At 63.6% G+C, this 24,702-nt stretch carries 21 protein-coding genes; 11 read left to right on the plus strand and 10 right to left on the minus strand.

What is annotated here, in order from left to right; all coding sequences use genetic code 11:
- Positions 1 to 356 precede the first annotated feature (356 nt).
- Positions 357 to 947: an exopolysaccharide biosynthesis protein gene (locus tag WD767_14990; GenBank protein ID MEX2617396.1), complete on the minus strand. Its 591-nt coding sequence runs from the start codon at positions 945 to 947 to the stop codon at positions 357 to 359.
- A 186-nt stretch (positions 948 to 1,133) separates the two neighbouring features.
- Between WD767_14990 and WD767_14995 the strand changes: the two genes are divergently transcribed.
- From WD767_14995 to WD767_15005, 3 genes are read left to right on the plus strand one after another with little or no spacing between them, the layout of a single operon-like run.
- Entirely contained in the window at positions 1,134 to 1,550 is a 417-nt protein-coding gene (locus tag WD767_14995) for an SxtJ family membrane protein (GenBank protein ID MEX2617397.1), read from the plus strand.
- Between the two features lie 9 nt (positions 1,551 to 1,559).
- The gene (locus tag WD767_15000; protein MEX2617398.1) at positions 1,560 to 1,709 is read left to right on the plus strand and encodes a DUF5989 family protein; all 150 of its coding nucleotides are present in this window, start codon (positions 1,560 to 1,562) and stop codon (positions 1,707 to 1,709) included.
- A gap of 3 nt (positions 1,710 to 1,712) precedes the next feature.
- Positions 1,713 to 3,548, plus strand: a complete 1,836-nt coding sequence (locus tag WD767_15005) for a carbamoyltransferase (protein ID MEX2617399.1) — start codon at positions 1,713 to 1,715, stop codon at positions 3,546 to 3,548.
- 85 nt (positions 3,549 to 3,633) lie between these two features.
- Here WD767_15005 and WD767_15010 read toward each other — a convergent pair whose 3' ends face one another.
- From WD767_15010 to urtA, 7 genes are all read right to left on the minus strand, one after another.
- Positions 3,634 to 3,990 (minus strand): zinc ribbon domain-containing protein, encoded by a 357-nt coding sequence (locus tag WD767_15010; GenBank protein ID MEX2617400.1) that lies wholly within the window; start codon positions 3,988 to 3,990, stop codon positions 3,634 to 3,636.
- Positions 3,991 to 4,065: 75 nt separating this feature from the next.
- Positions 4,066 to 5,295 (minus strand): formamidase, encoded by a 1,230-nt coding sequence (gene fmdA / locus WD767_15015; protein MEX2617401.1) that lies wholly within the window; start codon positions 5,293 to 5,295, stop codon positions 4,066 to 4,068.
- A 57-nt stretch (positions 5,296 to 5,352) separates the two neighbouring features.
- Positions 5,353 to 6,042 carry an urea ABC transporter ATP-binding subunit UrtE gene (gene urtE / locus WD767_15020; GenBank protein ID MEX2617402.1) on the minus strand — a complete coding sequence of 230 codons (690 nt, stop codon included), beginning with the start codon at positions 6,040 to 6,042 and terminating at the stop codon, positions 5,353 to 5,355.
- Positions 6,043 to 6,053: 11 nt separating this feature from the next.
- The gene (urtD, locus tag WD767_15025; protein ID MEX2617403.1) at positions 6,054 to 6,800 is read right to left on the minus strand and encodes an urea ABC transporter ATP-binding protein UrtD; all 747 of its coding nucleotides are present in this window, start codon (positions 6,798 to 6,800) and stop codon (positions 6,054 to 6,056) included.
- 13 nt (positions 6,801 to 6,813) lie between these two features.
- Entirely contained in the window at positions 6,814 to 7,959 is a 1,146-nt protein-coding gene (urtC, locus tag WD767_15030; GenBank protein MEX2617404.1) for an urea ABC transporter permease subunit UrtC, read from the minus strand.
- Positions 7,960 to 7,969: 10 nt separating this feature from the next.
- A complete protein-coding gene (urtB, locus tag WD767_15035) occupies positions 7,970 to 8,896 on the minus strand; it encodes an urea ABC transporter permease subunit UrtB (GenBank protein MEX2617405.1) in 927 nt (308 codons plus the stop codon).
- 152 nt (positions 8,897 to 9,048) lie between these two features.
- A complete protein-coding gene (gene urtA / locus WD767_15040; protein ID MEX2617406.1) occupies positions 9,049 to 10,227 on the minus strand; it encodes an urea ABC transporter substrate-binding protein in 1,179 nt (392 codons plus the stop codon).
- A gap of 500 nt (positions 10,228 to 10,727) precedes the next feature.
- Here urtA and WD767_15045 point away from each other — a divergent pair, with 500 nt between their 5' ends.
- The 8 genes from WD767_15045 (at position 10,728) to WD767_15080 (ending at position 22,330) form a co-directional block, all read left to right on the plus strand.
- Entirely contained in the window at positions 10,728 to 14,117 is a 3,390-nt protein-coding gene (locus tag WD767_15045) for an ATP-binding protein (protein ID MEX2617407.1), read from the plus strand.
- Complete coding sequence (locus WD767_15050) at positions 14,107 to 15,036, plus strand: DNA-binding response regulator (protein ID MEX2617408.1); 930 nt, start codon at positions 14,107 to 14,109, stop codon at positions 15,034 to 15,036. Before WD767_15045 ends, WD767_15050 begins: the two co-directional genes overlap by 11 nt.
- 88 nt (positions 15,037 to 15,124) lie before the next feature.
- A complete protein-coding gene (locus WD767_15055; protein ID MEX2617409.1) occupies positions 15,125 to 15,988 on the plus strand; it encodes a transglutaminase family protein in 864 nt (287 codons plus the stop codon).
- A 103-nt stretch (positions 15,989 to 16,091) separates the two neighbouring features.
- The gene (locus WD767_15060) at positions 16,092 to 17,675 is read left to right on the plus strand and encodes a rhodanese-like domain-containing protein (GenBank protein ID MEX2617410.1); all 1,584 of its coding nucleotides are present in this window, start codon (positions 16,092 to 16,094) and stop codon (positions 17,673 to 17,675) included.
- Between the two features lie 31 nt (positions 17,676 to 17,706).
- On the plus strand, positions 17,707 to 18,816 hold the full coding sequence (locus tag WD767_15065; GenBank protein MEX2617411.1) for a mandelate racemase/muconate lactonizing enzyme family protein: 1,110 nt from the start codon (positions 17,707 to 17,709) through the stop codon (positions 18,814 to 18,816).
- A gap of 9 nt (positions 18,817 to 18,825) precedes the next feature.
- Positions 18,826 to 20,343, plus strand: a complete 1,518-nt coding sequence (locus tag WD767_15070) for a DHA2 family efflux MFS transporter permease subunit (protein MEX2617412.1) — start codon at positions 18,826 to 18,828, stop codon at positions 20,341 to 20,343.
- 237 nt (positions 20,344 to 20,580) lie between these two features.
- The gene (locus WD767_15075) at positions 20,581 to 21,396 is read left to right on the plus strand and encodes a transglutaminase family protein (GenBank protein ID MEX2617413.1); all 816 of its coding nucleotides are present in this window, start codon (positions 20,581 to 20,583) and stop codon (positions 21,394 to 21,396) included.
- A 169-nt stretch (positions 21,397 to 21,565) separates the two neighbouring features.
- A complete protein-coding gene (locus WD767_15080; protein MEX2617414.1) occupies positions 21,566 to 22,330 on the plus strand; it encodes a peptidase in 765 nt (254 codons plus the stop codon).
- Positions 22,331 to 22,355: 25 nt separating this feature from the next.
- Here WD767_15080 and WD767_15085 read toward each other — a convergent pair whose 3' ends face one another.
- Both WD767_15085 and WD767_15090 read right to left on the minus strand, forming a co-directional pair.
- Positions 22,356 to 23,189 carry a TauD/TfdA family dioxygenase gene (locus WD767_15085; GenBank protein MEX2617415.1) on the minus strand — a complete coding sequence of 278 codons (834 nt, stop codon included), beginning with the start codon at positions 23,187 to 23,189 and terminating at the stop codon, positions 22,356 to 22,358.
- Between the two features lie 80 nt (positions 23,190 to 23,269).
- Positions 23,270 to 24,514, minus strand: a complete 1,245-nt coding sequence (locus WD767_15090) for a cytochrome C (GenBank protein ID MEX2617416.1) — start codon at positions 24,512 to 24,514, stop codon at positions 23,270 to 23,272.
- Positions 24,515 to 24,702 lie beyond the last annotated feature (188 nt).

Genomic DNA, 24,702 nt, shown 5'->3' on the forward strand with positions numbered 1-24,702 from the left:
TTCTTGCCATCCGGCTAGGGCAGATCGCCTTTTATCTGACGCAATAATTGCGTCAGATAAAAGGCGTGAATCTGCTCTATAACTTTAAATTAAAAGCAGATCGTGATTAATCGGAATCACCCGGGTCACGACGTCTCTGACAGCCGGTGGCTGAATTCCTTTCTTTTGCTTTTGGGGGCCTGCGGCTTTCTGGTTGTCAAGACCAGGAGCGCAAAGATAAAATCGCGCACATGCAAACACTTGTGGACGAAGCGCTGGAAAGCGGCGGAGCGCGGCATTGCCGTCAAGCGATCCCGCAGCAATTTGCTGTACAAATGGAACCGCAACAGGCGATTCCGGCAAACCATGACCCCGATCTAGGAGCCGGAGACAAACTGCCAGACCGCAACCGGCACTGCCAGGAGGAGCAAGAGCGACGCGACGACCATAACACCGTCCCGGGTCAGCAGACCGGCGGCGAAGAGGGCGATAACCCCGGATGCGATGGAACCCGAGGTGGGGACCACCTCCATGAACGGCATGAACAGCGTCAGTACCAGGATCAGGAGCAGCGGCAGCCAGAGCCAGCGTCGATGAAAGAAAAAGGTTAGCCGCTCCTTCAGGAACCGCTCGACAAAGCGCACCGGTTTGCGCAGCCAGCGGATCCCCGTGCACAGCTTTGAAGTGGACATCCGACGACGGGAAATGAAGCGCGGAAGCCAGACACTGTCGCGTCCGACGATCATCTGCCCGGCCAGGAAAAAAACGATAACCGCCACGACCGTCGTAAGTCCGGGAATGGCGCTTGCCGGCGATGTACAGATCAGCGAGAACACCAGCATCAGCGAGGCAAACGATTTCTGCCCGAGAGTCTCGGTCACCTGTTCGACGGCGACGCTCTCGCCTTCGACCGACTTTTCCAGCTGATCCAGAACCTGACTGAGGGCGTAGGTGCGTTCCTGTGCCATGCTTCACCTGTTGCGCCTGTCAACGAACGCCCGGAGGGAAAGTTCCGGGGCGGCGGGTAGCCCCCGGCGCCGGGACGGCCGCGCCGCGCACAACCGGCGTTCGTTCAAGTTCCTCCGCAAACCGACTGCGACTGGAATCAGGCGTCGAATCGGTGTTAATTCGCCTCCATGCCGGAAAATCTGGACATGTATAAACGATACCACGCGCACGACGCGGTAAAAACCTCTTCGGAACGTTCCTTCGGATTCGTGTTTGCCGCCGTTTTCGCGATCGTCGCCTGCTTTCCGCTCCTGTCCGGCGACGCGCCGCGATGGTGGTCCGCCGCCGTCGCCGGCGCATTCCTGGCCGCCGCAATCGCGTATCCGCCGGTCCTGGCGCTGCCGAACCGCCTGTGGGCCCGGTTCGGATTGCTGCTGCACCGGATCGTCAATCCGATTGTCATGGGATTTCTGTTTTTTCTTGTCGTGACGCCCATCGCCATGCTGATGCGGCTGGTGGGGAAGCGGCCGCTGCAAACCGGGCTCGACGCCGGCGCCGCCAGCTACTGGGTAAGGCGGGAGCCGCCGGGCCCCGCGCCGGAAACGATGAAACGACAATTTTGACGGGGCAATATGTCATTCCTTAAGGAATTCTGGATGTTCATGCGGGTCAGAAAGAAATTCTGGCTGCTCCCCATCTTCCTGATGATGATCGTCTTCGGCGGGCTGGTTGTCCTGACCCAGGGCAGCGCCGTGGCGCCCTTCATTTACACGATCTTCTAGCCGATGCGGATCCTCGGCATTTCGGCCTTTTACCACGACAGCGCGGCCGCCCTTGTCGAAGACGGCCGGATCGTCGCCGCGGCCCAGGAAGAACGCTTCAGCCGCAGGAAACACGACTCCGACTACCCCGCGCAGGCCATTGCCTATTGCCTGCGAGCCGGCGGCCTTCGTCTCGGCGACATCGATTTCGTGGCCTTCTACGACAAGCCGTTCCTGAAGTTCGAACGCCTGCTGGAAACCTATCTGGCCTTTGCCCCCCGGGGGTTCCCCAGCTTCTCCAGGGCGATCCCGGTCTGGATCAAGGAAAAGCTGTTCCAGAAATCGCTGCTGACCGGCAAACTGAAGGAACAGGCGCCGGATTTCGACTGGGATTCGCGGCTGCTGTTCGCCGAACATCACCAGAGCCACGCGGCAAGCGCGTTTTACCCGTCCCCCTTCGAGGACGCCGTCGTGCTGACCATGGACGGCGTCGGCGAATGGGCAACGGCCTCCGTCGCGGAAGGCCACGGCAACAGCCTGACCATGAACCGGGAAATCCACTGGCCCCATTCGCTGGGCCTGCTGTATTCCGCCTTCACCTATTACACCGGATTCCGGGTGAATTCGGGCGAATACAAGGTCATGGGCCTCGCCCCCTATGGCGAACCCGTCTACCGGGACCTGATTATGGAAAACCTGATCGACATCAAGGCGGACGGGTCGTTCCGCCTGAACATGGATTATTTCGATTACTGCACCGGGCTGCGCATGACCAATGGCCGGTTCGACGCGCTGTTCGGCGGCCCGGCGCGCGGCCCCGAGGAACGGCTGACGCAAAAGCACATGGACCTCGCCGCATCGGTCCAGGCCGTGACCGAGGAGGTGATGCTGCGGCTGACCCGCTCGCTCGCCACGGAAACGGGCCAGCGCAACCTCTGCCTTGCCGGCGGCGTCGCGCTGAACTGCGTCGCCAACGGCAAGCTGCTGCGCGATGGCGCCTTCGGCAATATCTGGGTGCAGCCCGCCGCCGGGGATGCGGGGGGCGCGCTGGGCGCCGCCTGTGTCGCCTATCATCATTTCCAGAACCAGCCGCGCCGCCTGAACGGCGCGATGGACGGCATGGCGGGAAGTTATCTCGGCCCGGAATTCGGCCAGGACGAAATCGAATCGCGCCTCACGACGGCGGGCGCCCGCTACACGGTCCTGGACGATGACGGCCTTGTGGGGCAGGTCGCCGACGCGCTGGCGGCGGAACAGGCCGTCGGATGGTTTCAGGGCCGCATGGAATTCGGCCCCCGCGCCCTGGGCAACCGCTCGATCGTCGGCGACCCGCGCTCGCCGTCCATGCAGAAGACGCTCAACCTCAAGGTCAAGTACCGGGAAAGCTTCCGGCCCTTCGCGCCATCCGTCCTGCGCGAGGATGTCGCGGACTGGTTCCAGATCGACAGCGACAGCCCCTATATGCTGATGGTCGCGAATGTCGCGGAAAAGCGCCAGAAGGCGATGACCGCGGCGGAGGAAGCCCTGTTCGGCATCGACAAGCTGAATGTCGCCCGATCCGAAATTCCCGCCGTGACCCATGTGGATTATTCGGCGCGCATCCAGACCGTGCACGCGGAATCCAACCCGCGCTACCACGCCCTGATCGCGGCGTTCAAGGCGCGCACGGGCTGCCCGATCCTCGTCAACACCAGCTTCAACGTGCGCGGCGAACCCATCGTCTGCACGCCGGAAGACGCCTTCCGCTGCTTCATGGGAAACGAGTTGGACCTGCTGGCTGTCGGGAACTGCCTGCTGCACAAGGGCGACCAGGATCCGGCCCTGAAACAGGATTACAGCAGCGCGTTCGACCTGGACTGAACGCGCCGCCTGAACCGGTTAGAGCGCATCAGATTCACGTGGTCGCCGGATCGCCAGAGGCGATGCCAGCAAACCACGATCTGATTCAATGCGAGATCATCCACGGACGGGCGGACGGAAACGCCTTCGATCCGTCCCTGCCGACGGCCGTCCGGCCGTTCTTCGCCGATTTCGACGATGAGCAGCACGAACAGCCCGGCTCGTGACCGCCGGCCGCCCGCGAATCCTTCGTCGAGACATGCGGTTCATGCCGGGCGCGTTCGTTGGCGGCGTGGGCATGGCGGTCGCCGCCGGACATGAGCGCCAGCCGCGGCGCGGTGAGCATGACCCGCGGCGATTCTGTCCCGCAACCGGGGCAGTCATTCGGTTCGGCGAATTCGCCGATCGGGCGAATCTCCTCGAACGGCCCGCAGGAATGACAGAGATATTCATACATCGGCATCGGTTTTCCCCAGAGTTCGGATCAACGCAAGGCGACGGGGCCGACCGGATCGTCCGGGCAAGCCCCGATTTACGCCTAGAGGTCCGGCGCGAGCGGCACCTGGACGTCACCCGTCACGAACTTCTTCGGCCCGTCGCTGCCCGGCATGATGTCGAACTCGAATATTTCCGTCGGCAGCCACAGCGTCGCGCAGGCGTTCGGAATGTCCACCACGCCCGATATGTGCCCCTGGCACGGGGCCGTGCCGAGGATGGCGTAGGCCTGGGCGCCGGAATAGCCGAACTTCTTCAGGTATTCGATGGCGTTCAGGCAGGCCTGGCGGTAGGCGATATGCACGTCGAGATAGTGCTGCCCGCCGGCCTCGTCGACCGAGATGCCTTCGAAGATCAGGTAGTCCTTGTAGTTCGGCGTGATCGGGCTGGGCTTGAAGATCGGGTTCCTGATCGCGTATTTGCGCATCCCGCCCTTGATCAGGCTGACCTTGATATGGATCCAGCCGGCCATTTCGATGGCGCCGCAGAAGGTGATTTCGCCGTCCCCCTGGCTGAAATGCAGGTCGCCCATCGACAGCCCGGCGCCGGGGACATAGACCGGGAAGAACACCCGCGAGCCGCGTGACAGATCCTTGATGTCGCAATTGCCGCCATGTTCACGCGGCGGCACGGTGCGCGCGCCTTCCGCCGCCGCGGCCTTCGCCGCATCGCCGGTCATCTTGCCCATATGCGCCGTCTCGCCCGACGGCAGCGCCGCCAGCGGCGGGATCCTGCCCGGGTCGGTGGCGACCAGCGCCCCTTCGCGGGCGTTCCATTCATCCAGCAGTTCGCGCGACGGCAGGCAGCCGATCAGCCCCGGATGGACGAGGCCGGCGAAACTGACGCCCGGCACATGGCGGGAACGGGTGAACAGGCCCGAGATATCCCAGATGGTTTTCTGCGCTTCGGGGAAGTGTTCGGTCAGGAATCCGCCGCCGTTCTGCTTGGAAAAGAACCCGTTGAAGCCCCACAGGCTGTCCTGCAGCGTCCCGATATCGAGGATGTCCACGACCAGAAGGTCGCCCGGTTCCGCGCCCTCGACCCCGATGGGGCCGGACAGGAAATGCACCTTGGTCAGGTCGACATCGCGGACGTCGGAGGCGTCGTCATTGTCCCTGATCTGGCCGCCGGTCCAGTCGACGCATTCGACGATGAAATCGTCACCGGGTTTTACGGTCACGGCCATCGGAATGTCCGGATGCCACCGGTTGTGGATATTTTCGTTGTCGTAGGGCGAAGCCTTCAGATCTACTTCGATGATGGTTTCTGGCATTTCAAATCCCCTCTGGAGTTTGGGTTGGGTAATGCGTTGATTGCTCTGGTGCGGTGGTCAGACAGAGAGGAACCGAGCGACTTTTCCTTCGTCCACATTGGCGCGTTCGTCCTCATGGACGACCTCGCCGTTCTCGAGAACAAGCACGCGGTCGGCGATTTCCAGCGCGAAGCTGAGCACCTGTTCGGAAACGATGATCGACAGCCCGCGCTCGTCGCGGATGCGTTTCAGCGTCCGGGCCATTTCCCGGATGATCGACGGCTGGATGCCTTCGGTCGGTTCGTCCAGCAGCAGGACCCTGGGGCGCGACGCCAGCGCCCGGGCGATGGCGAGCTGCTGCTGCTGACCGCCGGACAGATTGCCGCCGCGACGGTTTTTCATTTCCAGCAGGACCGGGAACAGCTCGTAGATATCGTCGGGCACTTCGCTTTCGCCGGTCACGGTCAGGCCGGTTTCCACGTTTTCCTGCACGGTCATCGTGGAGAATATCATCCGGCCCTGCGGCACATAGGCGACGCCGCTGGCGACCCGTTCGAAGCTTTTCATCCCGGAAAGTTCGATGTCGCCGATCTTTACCGAGCCGCTCCTGGTCGGCACCACGCCGATCAGCGATTTCATCAGCGTGGTCTTGCCCATGCCGTTGCGGCCCATGATCGCAACGATCTCGTTCGGCGCGACGGTGAAATCGAGACCGTGCAGCACTTCGCTTTCGCCGTAGGCAACATGGAGGTCTGAAACCTGAAGCATGATCCGATTCCCTAATGTCCGAGGTAAACTTCGACGACTTTCGGGTCGTGCTTGACCCGGTCCATGGCCCCTTCCGACAGCACCTTTCCCTGGTGCAGAACGGTGACGCGGTGGGCGATGTCTTCGGCGAATTTCATATCGTGTTCGATGACGATGACGGAGCGGCCCTTGATGATCTTCTTCAGCAGGTCGGCGGTTTTCTGCCGCTCGCTGACGCTCATCCCCGCCACCGGTTCGTCCAGCATCAGCAGTTCCGGATCCTGGATCAGCAGCATGCCGATCTCCAGCCATTGCTTCTGCCCGTGGCTCAGAAAGGCCGCCCGCAGGTCCAGCAGCCCGTCCAGGAAGATCATTTCCGCGATCTCGTTGACCCGGTCGATGACGGTCTGGTCGCGGCGGAACATGATCGCGCCGAAGACGGTCCGGCCCTGCGGGTAGGAGATTTCAAGGTTTTCGAAGACCGTCAGATCCTCGTAGATCGACGGGGTCTGGAACTTGCGGCCGACCCCGGCCGTGACGATCTCGTGCTCGCGCATCGCCGTGAGTTCCTGACCCTTGAACCTGATCGACCCCGCGGTTGCGCGGGTCTTGCCGCAGATCAGGTCCAGCACCGTGGTCTTGCCGGCGCCGTTCGGCCCGATGATCACCCGGATCTCGTTCGGGTCGATATAGAGCGACAGGTCGTCCACCGCCCTGAACCCGTCGAAGGAAACCGTCAGCCCCTCGATGGCGAGCAGGAAATCGTTTTCCGTGGCCATGGATTTCTCCTCCTTACTCAGCCGGACGCGCGGCGATGGTTGGGGTGTCGATGGCGGGTTCGGGATCCCGCACCTTGCGGTCCAGCATCCGGCGCACCGACGGTTCCAGATAGGTCTGGTAGAGTCCGGCGATGCCGTTCGGGAAGGCCATCACGACGCCGATGAACAGGGCGCCCATGGCGAACAGCCAGACTTCCGGAAGACTTTCGGAGAAGACCGTCTTGGCGTAATTGACCAGCAGGGTTCCGTAGATCGCCCCGAACAGCGACAGGCGGCCGCCGACGGCGCAGAAGATCACCATCTCGATTGACGGCACGATGCCGACGAAGGAAGGCGACATGAACCCGACCTGCAGGGTGAACATGGCCCCGCCGACCGCGGAAATACCCGCCGCCAGGCAGAACACGAAGATCTTCAGGTTGGCGACGTTGTAGCCGGAGAACCGCACCCGGTCCTCCTGGTCGCGCATGGCGACCAGCAGCCGGCCCAGCTTGCAGCGGCGGATGAACTGGGCGAGCAGCAGGCAGGCGATCAGCAGGCCGCCATTGACGAAGTAGAGGATGTATTTCGCATCGTCGGTGCGGATATCCCAGCCCAGCAGGGTCCGCAGGTCGGTGATGCCGTTGACGCCGCCGGTATAGCCCTGCTGCCCGATGATCAGGATTGTCAGGATCGCGGCGAAGGCCTGGGTGATGATGGCGAAGTAGACGCCGCCGACCCGCCGGGTAAACATCGCGACACCGATGATGAAGGCGAAGAGCGTCGGCACGGCGACGATCGCGACCAGGGTGAAGGGCAGCGAGTGGAACGGCTCCCAGAACCAGGGCAGTTCCGTGATCTGGTTCCAGTCCATGAAGTCGGGGATGCCCGGCGTCGACTGGATACTGGTGGCTTCGGGGGTCGAGGCCTCCAGCTTCAGGAACATGGCCATGCAGTAACCGCCAAGGCCGAAGAAGAGCCCCTGCCCCAGGCTGAGGATCCCGCCGGAGCCCCAGCACAGGACCAGGCCGAGCGCGACGAAGGCGTAGGTGAGGTACTTGCCGATCAGGTTCAGGCGGAAGATGTCCAGTCCGACGGGCAGAACGACGAAGATCAGGCCAACCAGAAGGACGAGGAACAGAACTTCGCTTCGGTTGAAAAGGGTAAATCCGGCTTTCATTTCGGCCTCCTCAGCGACGGACTTTGAGGGTGAACAGGCCCTGGGGACGCAGCATCAGGATGCCGACGACGGTCAGCAGCGTGAGGACTTTCGCCATGGAGCCACTCAGGAAGAATTCGATGGAAGACTGCGCCTGGCTGATCGTGAAGGCGGATGCGATGGTGCCCAGCAGGCTGCTGGCGCCGCCGAACACAACGACCAGGAAGGTATCGACGATATAGAGCTGGCCCGCGGTCGGACCGGTCGAGCCGATCATCGTGAAGGCGCTGCCAGCCACCCCGGCGATGCCGCACCCGATACCGAAGGTCAGCCGGTCGGTGCGTTCGGTATCGATGCCGACGGCGCCGGCCATGATGCGGTTCTGCGTCACCGCGCGCACCTGCTTGCCCCAGCCGGACCGGTACATCAGCAGATAGACGGCGACGGTGATCGAAATGGTCAGGATCATCACGAAGATGCCGTTGATCGGCATTTCGATCGTGTCGGTTATCGGCAGCGCGCCCATCATCCAGTCGGGAATGGTGACGCCGACTTCACGGGCGCCGAAGACCGAACGGTATATCTGCTGCAGGATGAGGCTGAGGCCCCAGGTCGCCAGCAGCGTATCCAGCGGTCTTTTGTAAAGGTGCCGGATCATCGCCCATTCGACCAGCATGCCGAGCGCGCCGGAGGCAATGAAGGCGCAGATCATGGCGAGGAAAAAATAGATGCTGAACAGACCCGGCAGGTATTCGGAAAACAGGCTGGAACAGAGATAGGTGACATAGGCGCCGAGGATCATGAATTCGCCATGGGCCATGTTGATGACCCCCATCTGGCCGAAGATGATCGCGAGCCCCAGCGCCATCAGGACGAATACCGAGAAGAGACTCAGCCCCGCAAAACCCTGCATCGCGAAAATCGAACCCAGCTCGGCCATCGTGTAATCGCTGAACATGTCCTTGACCCTTTATCTTGCCCGCATTCACCGGACGGGGCGGGTGGTTGGAAGACGGAACGTCAGGAAACGGCAGGAAAAGTGGTGGAAAGGGCCGGGCGCGCGATACCCTGGGAGGAGGAGGTCCCGCCCCTTTCCACCGGCGCGAAGACCTACTGGTAACCCTTCGGGAACGGATCGGGCTCCATCAGATCTTCGGTTTCGTAGACGACCTTGTACTGGCCATCCGCCTGCGCCAGACCGACGCGGGTCTTGCTCCACAGGTGATGGTTTTCGTGGATGCGGACATAGCCTTCGGGCGCGGTCGTCAGTTCGATGCCCGGCGATGCTTCCTTGATCCTGTCGATATCGAAGCTGCCGGCCTTTTCGACGGCGGCCTTCCACAGCCACGGGCCCAGATAGGCGGCCTGGGTCACGTCGCCGATGACGATGTCCTGGCCCCACATCTCCTTGAAGGCCTTGACGAACGCCATGTTGTTTTCATTCGGCAGGCTCTGGAAATACTTCATCGCCGCATAGGCGCCGACGATGTTCTCGCCGCCGATGCCGCGGATTTCATCCTCGGTCACGGAGATGGTCAGCAGGGCCGGCTTTTCCCTGGTCATGTCGATGCCGGCCGCATTGAGCTGCTTGTAGAAGGCAACGTTGGAGCCGCCGACGACGATCGCGTAGATCACGTCCGGCTTTCTCAGCTTGATCTTGTTGATGACCGAATTGAACTGCGTGTGGCCAAGCGGATAGTATTCTTCGCCGACGACCTTCAGGCCGAGCTTTTCAATGTGCTTGCGCGCGATCTTGTTGGAGGTGCGCGGCCAGATATAGTCGGAACCGAGCAGGTAGAAGCTCTTGGCCTGCTTTTCCTTCACGATCCAGTCGATGCCGGCGATGATCTGCTGGGTCGCTTCCTGGCCCGTGTAGATCACGTTCGGCGATTCTTCGAGGCCCTCATAGAAGGTCGGGTAGTAGAGCATGCCGTTATACTGCTCGAAAACCGGCAGCACGGCCTTGCGGGATGCCGAGGTCCAGCAGCCGAAAACCGCGGCGACCTTGTCGCTGACCAGCAGTTTCTTGGCCTTCTCGGCGAAGGTCGGCCAGTCGCTGGCGCCGTCCTCCTGGATGAACTCGATCTTGCGGCCGAACACCCCGCCCATCGCGTTGATCTGCGAGATGGCGAGCTTTTCGGCCTGGACCGAGCCGGTTTCCGAAATCGACATCGTGCCGGTGACGGAATGCAGAATGCCGACCTTCACCACATCGTCCGTGACGGCGAGGCCCGTCGTATTCACCTTGTCTGTCGGAAAATCCGCCGCGAAGGCGGAAAATGGCATCATCGATCCGACGATCAGTGCCGCAGCGCCCAACGATACCTTGCGTCGGGCGGGGGAACGGGGCGTCGAAGCCGGTCTGTTGTCGCGTTGCATGGTGGCTCCTTCCTATACATCTGGTTTCTTGTCGAACCGGGCGGCTCAACACCCGATGGAGAGAAGCATCCATAAAATATGTGCAGTGCAGCAATACGTCGAATGACGTATGGCGGTGCGTCAATTGACCGGGTAGGGTTCCCTGCAACAGGGTAAGACACGAGAAATTGCGCCATTCCGGCGGTTTCATTTCGCGCCAATTACGATTTATTGAATTGATATTATTGTATTATTTTTCGAATGCGCGGATAGAGTCCGGTATCCGGGCGCGGCGGCGGAATCCGGTGGGACAATTCCACAAAACGGGCGACAAACGGCTACCGGACAGGTTATACTGCAATGCAACATATTGACGGAGGCCATTACCGGGGGAGAACTGGCGCCGGCAACACGGGTGGACACCACCGGTCATGACATCGCAGCAAAGAGTCGTCCGGGTTCGACGGCAATACAACAAATGGGTCGCCAACCAGACCCTGGAAGACTACGCCCTGCGGTTCACGGCGCTGAGCGCGCGCAAATGGTCGTCCTTCCGGGTCGCCAATACGGCGATCGGCGCCATATCCTTCCTCGCGCTCGAAGCCATCGGCGGCATGATCACGCTGCAATACGGGTTTTCGAACGCGGCGCTGGCCATCGCCGTCGTCGGGTTGCTGATCTTCCTGACCAGTGTCCCGATTTCCTATTACGCCGCCAGATACGGCGTCGATATCGACCTGCTGACGCGGGGCGCCGGTTTCGGCTATCTCGGTTCGACGATCACATCGCTGATCTACGCGTCGTTCACTTTCATCTTCTTCGCGCTCGAAGCCGCCATCATGTCGCTGGCGCTGGAAATGTGCTTCGGGGTGCCGCTGAGTATCGGCTACCTGATCAGCGCGCTGATTGTGATTCCCCTGGTGACGCACGGCATCACCTTCATCAGCCGCTTCCAGCTGTGGACCCAGCCCTTCTGGATCGTCCTGCATCTGCTGCCGTTCCTGTTCATCGGCGCGAACGGCATCGCCTCGATCGACGACTGGACCCGTTATGCGGGCCGGGCCGGGCCCGCCGACGGGTCGTTCAATATCCTGGTCTTCGGCGCCGCCGCCGCCGTCGTCTTCTCGCTGGTCGCCCAGATCGGCGAGCAGGTGGATTTCCTGCGCTTCCTACCCCGGCAGCGCAAGGGCCGCCGACTGCAATGGTGGGCGGCGCTGATGGCCGCCGGTCCCGGATGGATCGTGCTGGGCGCGATCAAGCTGTTCGCGGGTTCCTTCCTGGCCTATTTCGCGCTGTCCGGCGGCGTGCCCGCGGAACACGCCGCCGAACCCACCCAGATGTACCTGATCGCGTTTCAGCAGATGGTCCGGTCGCCGGAAATCGCCCTCGGCCTGATGGGCGTCTTCGTCATCCTGTCGCAGATCAAGATCAACGTGACCAACGCCTATGCGGGGTCCATCGCCTGGTCGAATTTCTTTTCCCGCCTGACCCACAGCCATCCGGGCCGTGTCGTGTGGCTGGTGTTCAACGTCGCCATCGCGCTGGTGCTGATGGAAATGGGCATCTTCCAGGCGCTGGAGCATATCCTTGGCCTGTACGCCAATATCGCCGTCGCCTGGGTCGGCGCCATCGTTGCCGACCTCGTCATCAACAAGCCGCTGGGCCTCAGCCCGCCGCATATCGAATTCAAGCGCGCCCATCTGTACGACATCAACCCGGTCGGCGTGGGGTCCATGCTGGCCGCGTCGATCCTGTCCATCAGCGCCTATCTCGGCCTGTTCGGCGAGGTGATGCAGGCGATGGCCAGTTTCCTCGCGCTCGGCACCGCCTTCGTCCTCGCCCCCGTCATCGCGCTGGCGACGCGCGGAAAATATTATCTGGCCCGGACCCCCGTCACGGTCGCGGGGAACGGCACGCGGGCGGAATGCTGTATCTGCGAACTCCGGTTCGATGCGGAAGACATGGCGCATTGCCCGGTCTATTCGGGGCCGATCTGCTCGCTTTGCTGTTCGCTCGACGCCCGCTGCCATGACCGCTGCAAGGTCGACGCGCGGTTTCACGAACAGGTATTCGCCTTCATGGCGTCGTTCCTGCCGGAACGGATCGTCGCCAGCCTCAACACGCGGCTGGGCCGGTATGCCAGCCTCATGGCGCTGGTCTGCGGTATCTCGGGGCTGTTCTTCGGGCTGATCTATATCCAGGCGACGCTCGACCCGACGGCGCCCAGGGACGCCATCGCGACAACGTTATGGAACGTGTTCTTTGTCCTGGGGCTGGTCGCCGGCGTGACCTGCTGGCTGTTCGTCCTCGCCACCGAAAGCCGCCGCGTGGCGCAGGAGGAATCCACCCAGCAGACCAACCTGCTGGTGCGGGAAATCCGGGCCCATGAACGCACCGACCAGGAATTGCAGAAGGCAAAGGAAGCGGCGGAAGCCGCCAATGAAGCCAAGAGCCGCTACATGGCCGGCATCAGCCATGAATTGCGGACGCCGCTGAACACCATTCTCGGCTATGCGCAGATCCTGGAAAACGACCCGGCGCTGCCGCGGCACCGGGAGGATTCGGTGCGGACAATCCGGCAGAGCGGCGAACATCTGGCCGGACTGATCGAGGGGCTGCTGGACATTTCCAAGATCGAGGCGGGGCAGCTCAATATCTACCGGGACGAATTCCGGCTCGGCGAGTTCCTGGACCAGCTGGTCGACATGTTCCGCCTGCAGGCCAGGGCGAAGAATATCCAGCTGGAATTCGAACGGCCCCGTATCCTGCCCGAGGTCGTCCATTCGGATGAAAAGCGGCTGCGCCAGATCCTGATCAACCTGCTGTCCAACGCGATCAAGTACACCGATAGCGGCCGCGTGAAATTCACCGTCCTGTTCGGCGGCGAAGTCGCCGATTTCATCGTCGAGGATACCGGGCGCGGCATCCGCGAAGAAGACAGGGAGCGGATTTTCCGTCCCTTCGAACGCATCCACGAGCCGGGCCTGCAGGCGCCGCCGGGCACCGGCCTCGGCCTGACCATTACCAAGCTGCTGACCGAGGTGCTGGGCGGCGAAATCACGCTTGAAAGCACCTATGGCAAGGGCAGCCTGTTCCGGGTCAAGATGATGCTGTCGACCCCGCATCACCCGGTTCGCAAGCCCCGCGGCATCCAGCGCATGCACGGTTATCGCGGCCGCCGGCTGACGGTCATCGCCATGGATGACGAGCCGGACCACCGCGAGATGATCAGTGAAATCCTCTCGCCGCTCGGTTTTATCGTCTTCGCGGCCCATGACGGCCCGCAATGCCTCGAACTGGCCGAACGGTACGACGCGGACCTGTTCCTGCTGGATATTTCCCTGCCGGGCATGAGCGGCTGGGAGGTGACATCGCAATTGCGGCGCAGCGGTTACCCCAATACCCCGATCGTCATGATATCGGCCGTCGCGGGCGGCGAATCGATCGACGCGATGGGCGCCCATCACCACGACGCCATCGTGACCAAGCCGGTCCGGATCGACGAGCTTCTGATCCGCATCGGCAAGCTGCTGAAAATCGAGTGGATATACGAATTGCCGATGCCGATGCCGGCGCTGGCGCGGAACATCGACACGCTGATTGCGGAAAGCGGCCGGTTGCCGGCGGACGACCTGCACGCGCTGCGCGGCCTGGCGCAGATCGGCCATGCCCGCGGCGTCCAGGAAAAACTCTCGGATATCGAATTGGCGCATCCGGAACTTGAAACGTTGACGAGCGAGTTCCGGCGGCTGACCGACCGGTTCGACTTCGAGCAGCTCGATACCATGTTGGGAGACTTGCAGCGTGAATATGTCGATTAAACGCGATATCGCCCTGGTCGTGGACGATTCACCCGAAACGCTCAAGGTTCTGACCGATGCCCTGGAGGAATCCGGAATCATGGTGGTGGTGGCGCAGAGCGGCGAGAAGGGGATGGAACTGGCCGGCCGGGTCATGCCGGACATCATCCTGATGGACGCCATCATGCCGGGCATGAACGGGTTCGAAACCTGCCGCCATCTGAAGAAGCGTAACGACCTGTCGCATATCCCCATCGTCTTCATGACCGGCCTCAGCGAAACCGAGCACATCATCGAAGGATTGAGCGCCGGTGGCGTCGACTATGTCACCAAGCCCATCGTCCCCGACGAACTGATCGCCCGGATCAGCGTCCATATCGCCAATGCGCGGCTGGGCCAGAGCGCCCGGGTCGCGCTGGATGCCGCCGGCCGTTCGCTGCTGGCGGTCACGCGCGCGGTCGATATCCTGTGGTGCACGCCCCAGGCCGCCGAACGATGCTGCGACGACCGCACAGGCGGCGGCAGCGGCGCCCTGAACCTGCCCGACGACGTGCGGGCCTGGATCCGCAAACTGGTCGCCGCCTCCCCTGCCCGCGCGAACCGCGACTCCTTCGGCGCGGTGTTCACGACCGGCGGCCTGCGCTTTGTCTATAGCGGCCAGACCGGACCCGATGAATTCCTGTTCCGCGTCGCGGATACGGAAAGCCCCGACGAAAAACAGGTGTTGCAGGCCGAACTGGCGCTGACGCCGCGGGAGGCCGAGGTGCTGCTGTGGATATCGCAGGGAAAATCGAACCGCGACATTGCCGCCATACTGGAGCTCAGCCCCCGGACGGTGAACAAGCACCTGGAACAGATTTTCACCAAGCTGGGCGTGGAAAACCGCACCGCCGCCGCGGCGCTGGCCATCCGCACCGTCGTCATGGCCACAGCCGGTTAGGGCGCTTTTGCGCGAATTCGCCGTGCGGCGCCGGGCATTTTGGCTTACATATAGTCTGACAAGGGCATGACGCCCTACGGAGCAACCGTTGTACGCGCTCAGCATTCACCACACGACGACTTACCGCTACCGGCAGCCGGTCGGCCTGACGCCGCACCGGCTGATGCTGCGGCCGCGCGAAAGCCGCGACCTGCGGCTGATTTCGAACGACATCACCATTGCCCCGGCGGCCACGATCAGCTGGGCCTATGACGTGTCCGGCAACGCCGTCGCAACCGCGAGTTTCCGGGATATGGCCGATTCGCTGGTGATCGTCAGCCATACCGAACTCCAGATCGCCACCGACGCCTGGCCGGTTTTCGACATTGCCGCCAGCGCCATCAGTTTTCCCTTCCGCTACGCGGATGACGAATGGACCGACCTCGGCGCCCTGTCGGTCCGCCAGTATCCGGATCCGGACCGACGGTTGCAGGCCTGGGCGCAGGGTTTCGTGCGCGGCAACCCGACCGACACCCTGTCGCTGCTCAAGGATCTGAGCGCCGGCGTCTCGCAAGCGCTGGCCTATGAAATCCGGGAGGACGAGGGCACCCAGTCGCCGGTCGAGACGCTGCGGCGCGGCCTTGGCTCCTGCCGCGATTTCGCGGTCCTGTTCGTCGAGGCGGTGCGCAGCCTCGGCTTCGGGGCGCGGATCGTTTCGGGCTATCTGCACAATCCCCAGCAGCACCTCACCGGGTCGACCGGCGCCGGGTCGACCCATGCCTGGGCCGAAGTCTACATCCCCGGCGCGGGCTGGATCACCTTCGATCCGACCAACCGCAGCGTCGGCGGATTGAACCTGATCCCCGTCGCGGTCGCCCGCGATATCCGCCAGGTCATCCCGGTATCCGGCAGCTTCATCGGCCCTGCCGACGCCTTCGAGGACATGAGCGTGGAAGTCAGCGTCACGGGGTGATGGCCGGGCGGGTTTCCGTATCCGGGGTGCACTAGCTTTCCCGTCCCCTTCCGCGCCATGATACGCGCCGGCAATAGCGAACCGGATACGGGAGAGATACACGATGGGCGGCACGGTGAAACGGATCGACGCAAAAGCGCTGAAGGCGGCATTCCATGACGGCGGCGAAATCGCGCTGCTGGATGCGCGCGAGGAAGTGCCGTTCGACGCGCGCCACCTGCTGATGGCCTCCTGCGTGCCGCTGGGCCGGCTGGAGGCGCTGGTCGGCGATCTGGCGCCGCGCCGCGATACGCGCATCGTGTGGTGCGACGACGGCGAAGGCTATGCCGAACGGGCGGCGGCGCGCATGGCGGCGCTGGGCTGGACCGATGTATCGGTGCTGGACGGCGGCATCGACGCCTGGGACGCGGCCGGGTTTCCGATGTACAGCGGCGTGCACGTGCCCAGCAAGGCCTTCGCCGAAGTCGTCGAGCACGAAGCCGGCACGCCCTATATTTCGGCGGCGGAACTGAAGGACCTGATGGACCGCAAGGCGGATATCGCGATCTTCGACAGCCGATCCTACGAGGAATATCACAGCAACAGCATCCCCGGCGCGATCAGCGTGCCGGGCGCGGAACTGGTGTACCGCTTCAGGGACCTGACGCCGTCGCCGGATACGATGGTGATCGTCAATTGCGGCGGGCGCACGCGCAGCATCATCGGCGCGCAGTCGCTGATCAACGCAGGAGTGCCCAACAGGGTCGTTTCCCTGATGAACGGCACGCAGGACTGGCACCTGGCCGGATACGAGGTGGTCAGGGACGCGACGCGCCGCCCGCCGCCGGTTTCGCCGGAAGGCTTGAAGGCGGCGCAGGAGGCCGCCCGGCGGGTCGCGCAGCGCGCCGCTATCCGGACCATCGACGCCGCGACGCTGGAGTCCTGGCGCGCCGATCCGGCACGGACGCTGTATGTGCTGGATGTACGCACGCCCGAGGAATACGAGGCAGGGCGCCTGCCGGGCGTCCGGTCGGCGCCGGGCGGGCAGCTGATTCAGGAAACCGATGTCTTCTGCGGCGCCTGGGGCGCACGGGTCGTGCTGGTCGACGACAACGGCGTCCGCGCCACCATGACCGCGTCCTGGATGCGGCAGATGGGCTGGGACGCGGTCGTGATGACCTTCGACCCGGCGGCGCCGGGGCTGGAAACCGGGCCGCATGCGCCGAAGGTGCTGGGCGCCGACAGCGTATCGGTCGCGACCATCGAACCGGCGGCGCTGCACGACCGGCTGGCGGCGGGCGGAACGGTCGTCGTCGACCTGGACTACAGCCGTCCCTACCGCGAGGGCCATATCCCCGGCGCCTGGTATGCGATGCGAACGGAACTTGAAACCGCCCTCACGAAGCTGCCGGCGCATGATACGCTCGTCTTTACCTCGCCGGATGGCGCGCTGGCGCGGCTGGCGGCGGCGGATGCCGGCGGCGCGGCGATGGCGCTGAACGGCGGCACCCTTGGATGGAAAGCGGCGGGGCTGCCGCTGGAAACCGGCGACGGCCGTATGGCCAGCACCCCGGCCGATATCCGCCTGAAGGCGCGCGAACAGGGCAAGGATGTCGAGGCGGCGATGCGCGAATACCTGGCCTGGGAAATTGAACTGGTCAACCAGATGGCGGCGGATGAAGAGCAGCGGTTTAAAGTGATGGCTTGATCCGCGGCGCGGCAAGGCGCAATTATCCGGCATGAAAATCGTCGAAACGAAGATCCACACGATTCCCGTCAACCATCGCGGCAACTGGGTCCTGGTCGAGGTCACGGCGGCGGACGGGCGGAGCGGCTGGGGCGAAGCCAGCGATTCCCGCGACGAAACCGCCTGCATCGCCGAAATCGAGCGGATCGGCCGGCGCCTCGCGGGGCGGGAGATCGCGCCGCTGGACGCCGCCGCCGGCCTGATGAAGGGCATTGCGGCCGAGGACCGGCTGGCGCGGACGCCGCCCAGCGCCGTCGCCCAGGCCCTGTACGATCTGGCGGCGCGGCAGAAGGGCATGCCGGTCGCCGGGATGCTGGCGGGAAACGCGACGGTCAGGTCCACCGTGCCGGTCTACGCCAATGTCAACCGGATGTGCGCCAGCCGGGATGCGGCGACCATCGCGGCGGCGGGAAAACAGGTCATCGACGCCGGCATCACGAAGGTGAAATTCGCGCCCTTCGACGAGGTGTCGCCCGGGGCGCTGGCCAGCGACGGCGCGCGGGTCGTCGAACCCGGCGTGGCGCGGCTGCGGGCGCTGCGCGATGCGATCGGCGGCGCCGCCGACCTGATGATCGACTGCCACTGGCGCTTCACCCATGCAACCGGCCCGCTGCTGGCCGAAATCGCGAAATCGCTGGATATCCGGTGGATCGAGGACCCGTTCGAAACCTGGGACCGGGCAGCCGCCGACAGGCTGCGCAAACTGTCCGGCGCGCGGGTCACCGGCGGCGAGGACCTGTACACCTGCGAGGCGCTGGAAAAACTGATCGCAAGCGGCTGTATCGACGTCGCCATCGCCGATGTGAAATTCGTCGGCGGCACCGGCGAACTGGACCGCATGTGCAAGATGGCGGCCCGGCATGGCGTCGCCTTCGCCCCGCATAATCCCAGCGGCCCGCTCTGCACGGCGGCGAGCGCCCATGTGGTCGCCGCCAATCCGAACGCGGAGATCCTTGAATTTCCCTATGGCGAAGTTTCCTGGCGCACCCGGCTGGCGCAGGGCGAGCGGCTGCTGGGTGGGGTGCTGCAGGTTTCCGGCCCCGGCTACGGAATCGATATCCGGCCCGACCGGGCGGGCGCCCCCGTACTGGCGGAAGCGTAGGCTGCGGGATTGTACACCGTAAGCAGGCCGGCCGACGGACCCTTCACCACATCGGAACTGGTGATCATCACGATTCCCGTGCTGGCGGCGTCGCTGCTGCACGCGGTCAACATGAGCACCGCCTATGTGGCGCTGCCCAGCATGCAGGGCAACCTGTCCGCCAGCCCGGACCAGATCAGCTGGGTCATCACCGCCTTCGTGGTCGCCAGCGCCGTCGGCACCGTCCTGACCGGCTGGGTGAGCCAGCGGATCGGCCGGCGGCGGCTGTTCCTCGCGTCGATCGTCGGTTTTACCGTCACCTCGATGCTGTGCGCGATATCGACCAGCCTGGGCGAGGTCGTACTGATGCGCGCGCTGCAGGGTTTCGTCAGCGCCCCCCTGCTGCCCGTATCGCAGGCGATCATGCTGGATACCTATCCCAAACACCGGCACGGATTCGCCATGAGCATCTGGTCGATGGGCATGATCCTGGGGCCCGTGGTGGGGCCGACGCTCGGCGCGATGCTGACCGAATGGTATGACTGGCGCTACGTGTTTTACATGAATGTGCCGCTGGGCCTGCTCGCCTTCGCCGGAATTTTCCTGACGCTTCCGGCGACCCCGTCGCGGCGGCACGGCCTCGACTGGATCGGCGTCATTTCCCTGATCGTGGCCGTGGTCTGCCTGCAGATGGTGCTGGATCGCGGCGAACGGCTGGACTGGTTCGAATCGCTGGAGATCGTCATCGAAGGGGCGGTCGCAGCACTTGCGTTCTATATCTTCATCGCGCACAGCCTGACCGCGTCGGCGCCGTATATCAACCTGTCGATCTTCCGCGACCGCAACTATGTCGTCGGCGTCTGCCTGATCTTCATCTTCGGCATCGCCGTGTTTGCCAGCCTGTTCATCCTGCCGCTGTTCCTGCAGAACGTGCAGGATTACCCGGTGCTGGCCGCGGGGTGGATGGTATCCGTGCGCGGGGTCGGCACCATGATCGCCATGCTGGCGGGCGGGATGCTGGCCGGCAGGGTCCCGGCGAAATACCTGATCCTCAGCGGCCTGGTCTGCGTCGGCGTCAGCGCCATCTTCATGACCGGATGGAATGCCGAAGTCTCCGCCGTCGAAATCGCCTGGCTGACGATGATCAACGGCTTTGGCGTCGGCATCATGTGGGTGACCCTGACCACGGTGACATTTTCCACCCTGATGCCCGAATTCCGGACCGAGGGGGCGGCGCTGTTCGCGCTGATCCGGGCCATCGGCGCCAGCATGGGCACCTCGATCATCGTCGCGATCCTGGTGCGCTCGACCCAGGTCAATTACAGCGAGCTGCGCGACCATATCAACCCGTTCAACGAATCCCTGCACCAGCCCGGCGCGGCCGCCGTGTGGGAGCTGGACGTGATGACCGGCCTCGCATCCCTGCAGAAACTGGTCGCGACACAGGCGGAAACCATCGCCTATCTGAACGCCTTCACCTTTCTGGTGCTGGTCGCCTTCGCGGCGATGCCGCTGGTCTTCCTGCTGAAATCGCCCCGGGGTCAATAGTGCCGCCTTGTCATTTTCGGAACGATGCCCATATGACGCACAGGACCTGGGGCACATCCGGTTCGAATAGAACCATAACAGGTTCCATTCAAACCACGATCTGATCCAAACGGGGATCGACGCATTTTCGATCCCGAACCGGTATCTTCTTAAATCGCAGAACGACGTTTCGGGATTTGCCTGCCCGCCGCTTGCAGTCCCGATCGTTCCCGGTTTTCCGTTGCAACGGAGCACATGATGAATCTTCGAGTCGGTTACGAACTGCAATACGCTTTCCCACAGCCGACTCCGGTCATCCTGATGCTGAGCGTCCATTTTAGCCGCGTGTCCGATCTTGCGATGCCGGATCACGTGCTGGTCAATCCTTCCGTGCCGGTTTCCGGCTACCGGGACGGGTATGGCAACTGGTGCACCCGGCTGCTTGCGCCCGAGGGCGTTTTTCGAATTTCGGCTGACAACAGCGTGCGCGATTCCGGATTGCCCGACCCGGTTTCCCCCAATGCGATGCAGATCCCTGTCGAGTCGCTGCCGGAGGAGGCGCTGGTCTTTCTCTTACCCAGCAGGTTTTGCGAAAGCGACCGGCTGCTCGACCTGGCGTGGCGCCAGTTCGGCAATACCGCGCCGGGATGGTCCCGGGTCCAGGCGATCTGCGATTTCGTTCACAACCACATCACCTTCGGCTACGAGCATGCGCGGGTGACCCGAACCGCATCCGAGGGCTATAAGGAAGGCATCGGCGTGTGCCGGGACTTCGCGCATCTGGCTGTCGCCTTTTGCCGGGCGCTCAATATTCCGGCGCGCTACTGTACCGGTTATCTCAGCGATATCGGAACGCCGCCGCCCTTACCCCCCGGCGATTTCGCCGCATGGTTCGAAGCATATCTTGGCGGTGAATGGCATATGTTCGACCCGCGCAACAATACGCCCCGGATCGGCCGGATCCTGATTGCGCGCGGGCGGGACGCGGCCGATGTCGCCATCGCCACCACCTTCGGCCCCAACACCCTGCAGGGTTTTCGGGTCTGGGCGGACGAAGTCACCGGACCGGCCTGAACGGCGCATGCCTGGCAAAAGCCCTGCCGGCTTTCCGCTTCCGCGGCATCGCCTCAGGGGCGAAATGCCAAATGCCCGCAATCAAACCAAAGGAAACTCCCATCATCTATCCTGACGTTATCCAGTCCGGCCCCCGGTCTTCCCGGCGCCGCAAAATCGCGGCCCCGCAATGACGTATTGCGTGGGTCTGACGATTTCGGAAGGTCTGGTGTTCCTGTCGGACACCCGCACAAACGCGGGGCTCGACGACATTGCGCGCTTCCGCAAGACGTTCAACTGGGCGGTCGACAACGAGCGGGCGATCACGATTGTCTGCGCCGGAAACCTGTCCATTACGCAAGGCGTTATCACCCGGATCAACCAGGCGATTCAGCGCGCGCAGACAGAAGATGTCGAATGCATCCTGAACGTGGAAAACATGTACCGGGTTGCCGAACTGGTCAGCGATACCATGCGCGTTGTCCAGGGCCGCTATCGCGACGCCTTGCGGGCGCAGGGCGTGCCTTCGGGCGCATCGATGATCGTGGGCGGCCAGCGGCGGGGCGGCCGCCACCGCCTTTTCCATGTCTATTCCGCCGGCAATTTCATCGAAGCGACCGCCGAAACGCCCTATTTCCAGCTTGGCGAACACAAATACGGCAAACCCATCCTGGACCGTGTCCTCACCATCGAAACACCCCTGAAGGACGCCCTGAAAGCGGTGCTGGTTTCCATGGATTCGACCCTGCGCAGCAACCTGTCCGTCGGCATGCCCCTCGACCTGACCATCATCCGCAAGGATACGTTCGAATTCGGCATGCAGCGGCGGATTGAAACCGGCGATCCGGATTTTGCGACGATCAGCGTGCGCTGGTCGCAGGCGCTGAAGGAATCATTCTCCACCCTGCCCGATATTCACGATGAACCGAAACTCGAACTGGTTGTGCCGTCCTGAATACGCGGGCGCGACAGACCGGTTCTCAGTACGGCACGGCGCGGTCCTCCGGCAGGTGGAATCCGGCGCGGATCAGGTAGCGCTTCTGGTCCGCCGGGAAGGGCAGGCGGCGATGCATGACCGAGGTGTTGTCCCACATCACCACATCGCCGACGGTCCATTTATGGGTATAGACATGCGCCGGCTGCGTGGCATGCGCGATCAGTTCGGCCATCAGCGCCGCCGTGTCCTCCTCCGACATGCCGTCGATGGTGCGGATATGCATCGGGCTGAGATACAGCGATTTGCGGTCCAGATAGGGATGGGTGCGGACCAGCGGATGGGGCACCGGCGGGATTTCCTTGCGCTGTTCGTCGGTCAGCACGATGCGCGGCCGGACCCGCGGCCCTTCCGCCGCGTAAACCGCGGTCACGCCCTCGACCCGCGCGCGCAGATCGTCCGGCATGCTGGCCCAGGCGCCGGCCAGATCGGCGAAGGCGGTCTCGCCGCCATCCTCGGTCACAATCAGCCCATGCAAAATCGTGCCGAAGACCGGCTTCGGGGTGTAGCTCTGGTCCGTATGCCAGTCCAGTTCGCTGGTCACCGGCGCATGGGCCCCCGGCAGGTTCGACAGCTCCATGATTTCCTTGCGGCCGGTGGGGCGCAGCAACTGCTTCTGCACATGCACGAAAAGCGGCCCCAGCCGTTCGGCGAAACGCGCCAGCGCCTCGTCATCCAGATCCTGCCCGGGAAACACCGCAACCCGGTGGCGCATCCAGACGTCGCGCACTTCGTCCAGCGCCGCCGCGTCCAGCGGTTCGGACAGGTCGATGCCCTCGATCCGGACCGCGAATTCGCCATGCAGTGGCGCCGTATGCATCGGGCTCCCTCCCTGTTGCGCGTCCCAATTCTTTCAGGAAAGACCATGCCCGCACAAGGGGGTGGCGCCAACGCCCCCGCCTATTGCGTCGCCGCCGGTTTCAGGTCGACCCGAATGATCCGGTTGGTGCTGCTCTGGTGGATCAGCAGGTTGCCGTCCCGCGTCGGCCGCATGTGCCGGACGATGCCCGCATGGACCCCGCCGGACGGAATGGCCCAGCTCTGGAAGCGTTCCGTGGCCGGGTCGAACCGGACCAGCGCATCGGGGCGCATCCCGGATTCATTGTACCAGACGATGCCGTCCACCACCGCGATGGCGTAGGGGTGCGATTTCGGCCCGCTGGGAGACGGCCATTCGCGGATGTCGCCGGTCGCCGGGTCGTAGCGGCCGATCCGCCCCTGCGAGGAATTGACGTACCAGACCGTGCCGTCACCGGCGATATCGAGCCGCCGGACCCTCGTCGCCGGGTTCGGCAGTTTGACCTCGGTCAGCGCCATGCTTTGCGGATCGACCCGGATCAGGCAGTTGCTGCCGTTGCAGGCGATCCAGGGCGTGCCCGCCGCGTCGATCTTGACGCCATAGGGCTTCGCGCCCGGCGCCGTCGGCACGAGCCGCACGTCGCCGCTCGCCGGGTCGAGCCGACCGATCATGTTGCTCTGCTGCAGGGTGAACCACAGGATTCCGTTTGCGTCGAATATATGCGTATGCGGGTCGCGCGCCGCGGGGTCGGGCATCGGGAATTCCGTGACCGCGCCGGTCGCGGGGTCGAGCCGCCCGACCGTGCCGTTCCTGTTGCCCGTGTACCAGACCATGCCCGCCGCATCGAGGTCCACCGAGTGCGGCATCGCATTGTCCGGCAGCGGAAATTCGGTCATCGCCCCGGTCGCGGGATCGATTTTCCCGACAAGGTTGGCGAACTGCCCCGCCCACCAGATCGAACCGTCCGGCGCCTGTACCGGGTCGCGCGACCGCTGGCCCAGGGTCGGCACCTGCCATTCGGTGAAGGCGACCCGCGACGGCCCGGAAACCAGTTTCGGCGCGCGCCTTTCATGCGGCGGAAAATTCTCGGCAAGATAGGCGATGATGGCGGCGCGCTCCGCCGGCGCTTCGGACAGATCGACCATGGTCAATACCAGTTCGCGCCAGCCATCGGCGGTGTAGCCGGAACTCCGCGAAATCTGGTTGGGCAGGTGGCAGGATGTGCAGACGGCTTCGACCAGTTCGCGGGCTTTCCCCGCCGGAAGGTCCTGCGCCACGACCGGCGCCAACGGGGCGGCAAGGCACGACAGCGCCCCCGCCAATACCGTAATTGACAGATGACGCATGGCACGCCTCCTTCGAAGAACCGGGTGGACTTCCGGGCCCGAGAGTCGATCCGGCCCGGTATCCCGTCAAGCGGAATATGGCCCCTGCGCGGTACAGGCATTCACATTTTCGCGCGGCACCGCCTGATCCGGCCCGAACAGCGGCTCCGGAACGTCGCGAACAGTCAATACGGGTATGACAATTTATC

The organism is Alphaproteobacteria bacterium, from assembly GCA_040905865.1.
In the GTDB taxonomy this organism is placed as follows: domain Bacteria; phylum Pseudomonadota; class Alphaproteobacteria; order UBA8366.